The 3555-nt window shown below is 74.5% G+C and carries 2 protein-coding genes and 1 pseudogene; all 3 read right to left on the bottom strand.

Annotated features, from left to right (window positions below; translation table 11 throughout):
• On the bottom strand, positions 1 to 710 hold a 710-nt coding region (locus tag CCN39_RS32650; protein ID WP_143264237.1), incomplete at its 3' end, for a GTP-binding protein.
• Between the two features lie 425 nt (positions 711 to 1135).
• Positions 1136 to 2776 carry a PucR family transcriptional regulator gene (locus tag CCN39_RS32645; protein ID WP_244211102.1) on the bottom strand — a complete coding sequence of 547 codons (1641 nt, stop codon included), beginning with the start codon at positions 2774 to 2776 and terminating at the stop codon, positions 1136 to 1138.
• A 52-nt stretch (positions 2777 to 2828) separates the two neighbouring features.
• Positions 2829 to 3555: pseudogene (locus CCN39_RS32640) on the bottom strand (hypothetical protein); the annotation flags it as partial.

Below are 3555 nucleotides of genomic sequence, written 5' to 3'. Positions count from 1 at the left end.
CCGTCGCCGCTGAGGGTCAGTTCCCGCAGCGCCTTCTCCAGGGTCTCCGCCGAGATCCGGCCGGTGGCGCAGAACTCGTCGAGGGCCACCGGGTGCAGCTCGGCGACGGCCTCCTCCAGGTCCCGGCGCCGGCGGCGGGCCTCGGCGACGAGGTCGTCCGGCACGTCCTCCGGGCGCAACAGGTCGACGACACCGGTGAAGCCGTCCTCGCGCCCGATCGGCAGCTGCACGACCAGCGGTGCCGGGTGCAGCCGCGCCCGGATCGAGGCGACGGCGGCGTCGAGGTCGGCGCCCGCGCGGTCGAGCTTGTTGACGAACGCGATCCGCGGCACGCCGTACCGGTCGGCCTGCCGCCACACGGTTTCGCTCTGCGGCTCGACCCCGGCGACGGCGTCGAACACGGCAACGGCGCCGTCGAGCACCCGCAGCGACCGCTCGACCTCGGCGGTGAAGTCGACGTGGCCGGGCGTGTCGATGAGGGTGAGCCGGTGGCCGTCCCACGTGCAGCTGACGGCCGCGGCGAAGATGGTGATGCCGCGGTCGCGTTCCTGCGGGTCGAAGTCGGTGACGGTGGTGCCGTCGTGGACCTCACCGGTCTTGTGGGTGGCGCCGGTGCGGTGCAGGATCCGCTCGGTGACGGTGGTCTTGCCCGCGTCGACGTGGGCGAGGATGCCCAGGTTGCGGACGGTGGTCAGGGGTCGGTTGCGCACAGCCGTGTCCTTTGTGGACGAAGTGATCGGGACGGCGCGATTCCCCGCGACTGTCTTCAGGAAGGCGTCACGGAGTCCGGTGCGAGCCGCGCGGCAGGCACCGGGGACGCGAAGACACCAGGATCACCTCGGACCGCGACCGGGAAGCGACGGCGACGCAGCAACGCACGGCCGGCTCCCTTCGATCGACGCGGCGGGCGAGTTCCCGGGAAGGGTAGCGACGACCCGCCCACCGGCCAAGGCAATTTCCGCCGCGTGCCCGAAGGGTCGACACGCGTGACGGGAAAGCCGACACGCGTGATCAGAGGGTCGACACGCCGGGCCACCCCGGGTTCCGCCGTGTCGTCCCGTCAATCACGCGTGTCGGCCTCCCGATCACGCGTGTCGACCCTCTGATCACGGGTGCCGACCCTCTGATCACGGCGTCAGGGGGCTGGTGGGGCCACCACCCGGAGCTGGAGCATGGCCGCGAACCTCGCCTGCGGGTCCGTCATGTCGAAGCCGCCGACTTCGGCGAGGCGGCGCAGGCGGTAGCGGAAGGTGTTCGGGTGCACGTGGACCGCCGCGGAGGCCGCGATGACGTCGCCGAAGGCGTCCAGCCAGGCTCGCAGCGTCTCGACGAGGTGGGCGTGGTGCTGTGCGTCGTAGTCGAGCAGGCGGGCGACCGGGCCGGTCGGGCGGTCGCCGCGGGCAGCGACCAGGTCCTGCAGCTCCAGCAGGAGGGCCTCGACGTGCACGTCGGCCAGGAGCGCGACCCGGCGGCCGGCGCCGCTGCCCGAGCGCAGGACCCGCAACGCGCGGTCCGCGCTGCCGCGGGCTTCCGGCAGCTCGGCCGCGCTACGCGCCACCGGGCCGATGCCGACCACGGCCCGGGCCCGGTCACCGACCCGGTCGAGAAAGTCCGTCGCGATCCGCAGGGCGCGCTGCTCGGCGTCGGTGTCGCGGGTCACCGGCACCAGCCCGTAGGCCGTGTCGCCGACGAGCGCGGCGGCGCACCGCGGGTGGACCGCGCTCAGGTGCATCGCCAGCCCGTCGCTGAGGCGCTGGCGGTCGGCGGCGACCTCGGCGTCGGCGGCTCCGGTGCCGAGCACGGCGAGCGCCAGCACGACGACCGGCTGGTCGGCCAGGCCGAGCCGGCTCAGCGCCTCGCGCGCGGCGGCCCCGCCTTCCAGCGCGGTGCTGAGCAGGTCCGCGCGCAGCCGCCGTTCGACGTCGGCGCCGGCCCGGATGCGCAGCAGGTGCAGCGCCACCAGCCGGGCCGCGTCGCGCAGCGCCCGCGAGCGGTCGGGTGTCAGCGGCTCGCTCACCGCGGCCCAGATCGAACCGAGGATCTCGTCGCCCGCCCGTACCGCGACGGCGACCCGCGGGATCATGAAGCCGTCCGGGCTTTCCTCCGGCCGGTCGACGTAGACCGGCTGGTCACTGCGGTAGAGCTCGCGGAACACCCCGCGTTCGGCCAGCATGCGGGCGAACCGCTCGGGCACCTGCCGGCCCAGGATGGTCTCGACGCGCGAGGGATCTGCTTCGTCCTGCCGGCCGGAGAACGCGAGCACGCGGGAGCGCCGGTCCTCGATGGTGACGGGCGCGTCGATCAGCGCGGCGATCGCGTTGGCCACGGCGAACAGGTCACCGGACGGCAGCCCGGCCAGGGTCTCCCGCTGCGCGTCCCCGACATCGCCCTCGGCCAGCAGCGACCGCAGCATCGCGGCGAGCTGCGCCCAGGATGCGCCGCGGGCCAGGGTCAGCAGGGCGACCCCGGTCTCCTCGACGGCGGCGGCGATCGCCGCGGTGACCGTGACCGGGGCGCGCAGCACGAGCCCGGCCGCGTCGTGGCGGGCCAGCATCCGCAGCTGCCGCACGACCTCGTCCGGGTCGGCGAGGCCGACGCCCAGCACGAGGGCGTTCTGCGGCAGCGCGGGCTCGTCGAGCGGATCGTGGATGGCGACGCCGCCGATGCCACCCGGCCGCTCGCCGTCGCCGAGCACGAGGTCCAGGAGGGTGCCGCCCAGGTCGTCGAGGACCCGGCCGAGGCCGGCGTGCGGGCGCAGGTTCACGGAAACGAGCACCTCCCGAAGCTAGGCGCGAAACCGCCAGCTTAGTTCGTCGCGGCGGACGAAATCAGTATGTGCTTTGGTCGCCCACGACGAATTCCTCCCACCAGGGGATGATCCGGAAGGAGGTGTCGCCGAGCCCGCGGGAGAAGAGGCGCCGCGAACCGGGCGCGAAGTCCGGTTCGTGTTCGTGCGAGCTGTGCCGCCGGGTCTCCCAGACGTAGAGCGGGACGTCGGCGGGCACGTCCTCGGTGTACTGCTCGGTGAGGACGACGACGCGGTCGTGCCCGGTGGTGACGGCGGCACGGGGTTCCGTGGAGTGCCAGCGGATCAGGGCGTGCAGCGGCGACTCCCCCGGTTCGAGCGGGAACCGGCCGCCGCCGGGCCGGACGACGTCGGCGTCGTCGCAGCGCTGGGCGAGGGCGAGCCCGAAGACGATCCGGGTGTCGCTGCCGGGTTCGACGACGACGAGGGTGCGCCCCCGCAGCCGCGGGACGACGCCGAGACTGTGCCGCGCCCCGGCGGCGAGGGCCGGTTCCCACCGCCGGCTGTCGACGCCCTGCCAGGCGGCGGCGAACGTCAGTGGCCCCAGCCCGGAGGCGCGGACTTCGGCGGGATCGGCGATCCGCGCGGCGACGGCCATGGCGGTTTCGAAGGTGATCCCGGCGGCATCGAGGCGGCGCAGGTGGGCGAGGAGGGCGGAGAGGGGGAGGTGCGGGATCAGCGGTTCCAGGCGGGCGCGGCCGTCGGGCTGGGCCAGCAGGTCGGGCAGGGGCAGGGCGGCGAGGAGGGTT

This window comes from Amycolatopsis kentuckyensis, from assembly GCF_002155975.1.
Classification (GTDB): domain Bacteria; phylum Actinomycetota; class Actinomycetes; order Mycobacteriales; family Pseudonocardiaceae; genus Amycolatopsis; species Amycolatopsis kentuckyensis.
Note: the sequence above shows the minus strand (reverse complement) of the source record. Positions and strands in the feature narration are given on the sequence as shown.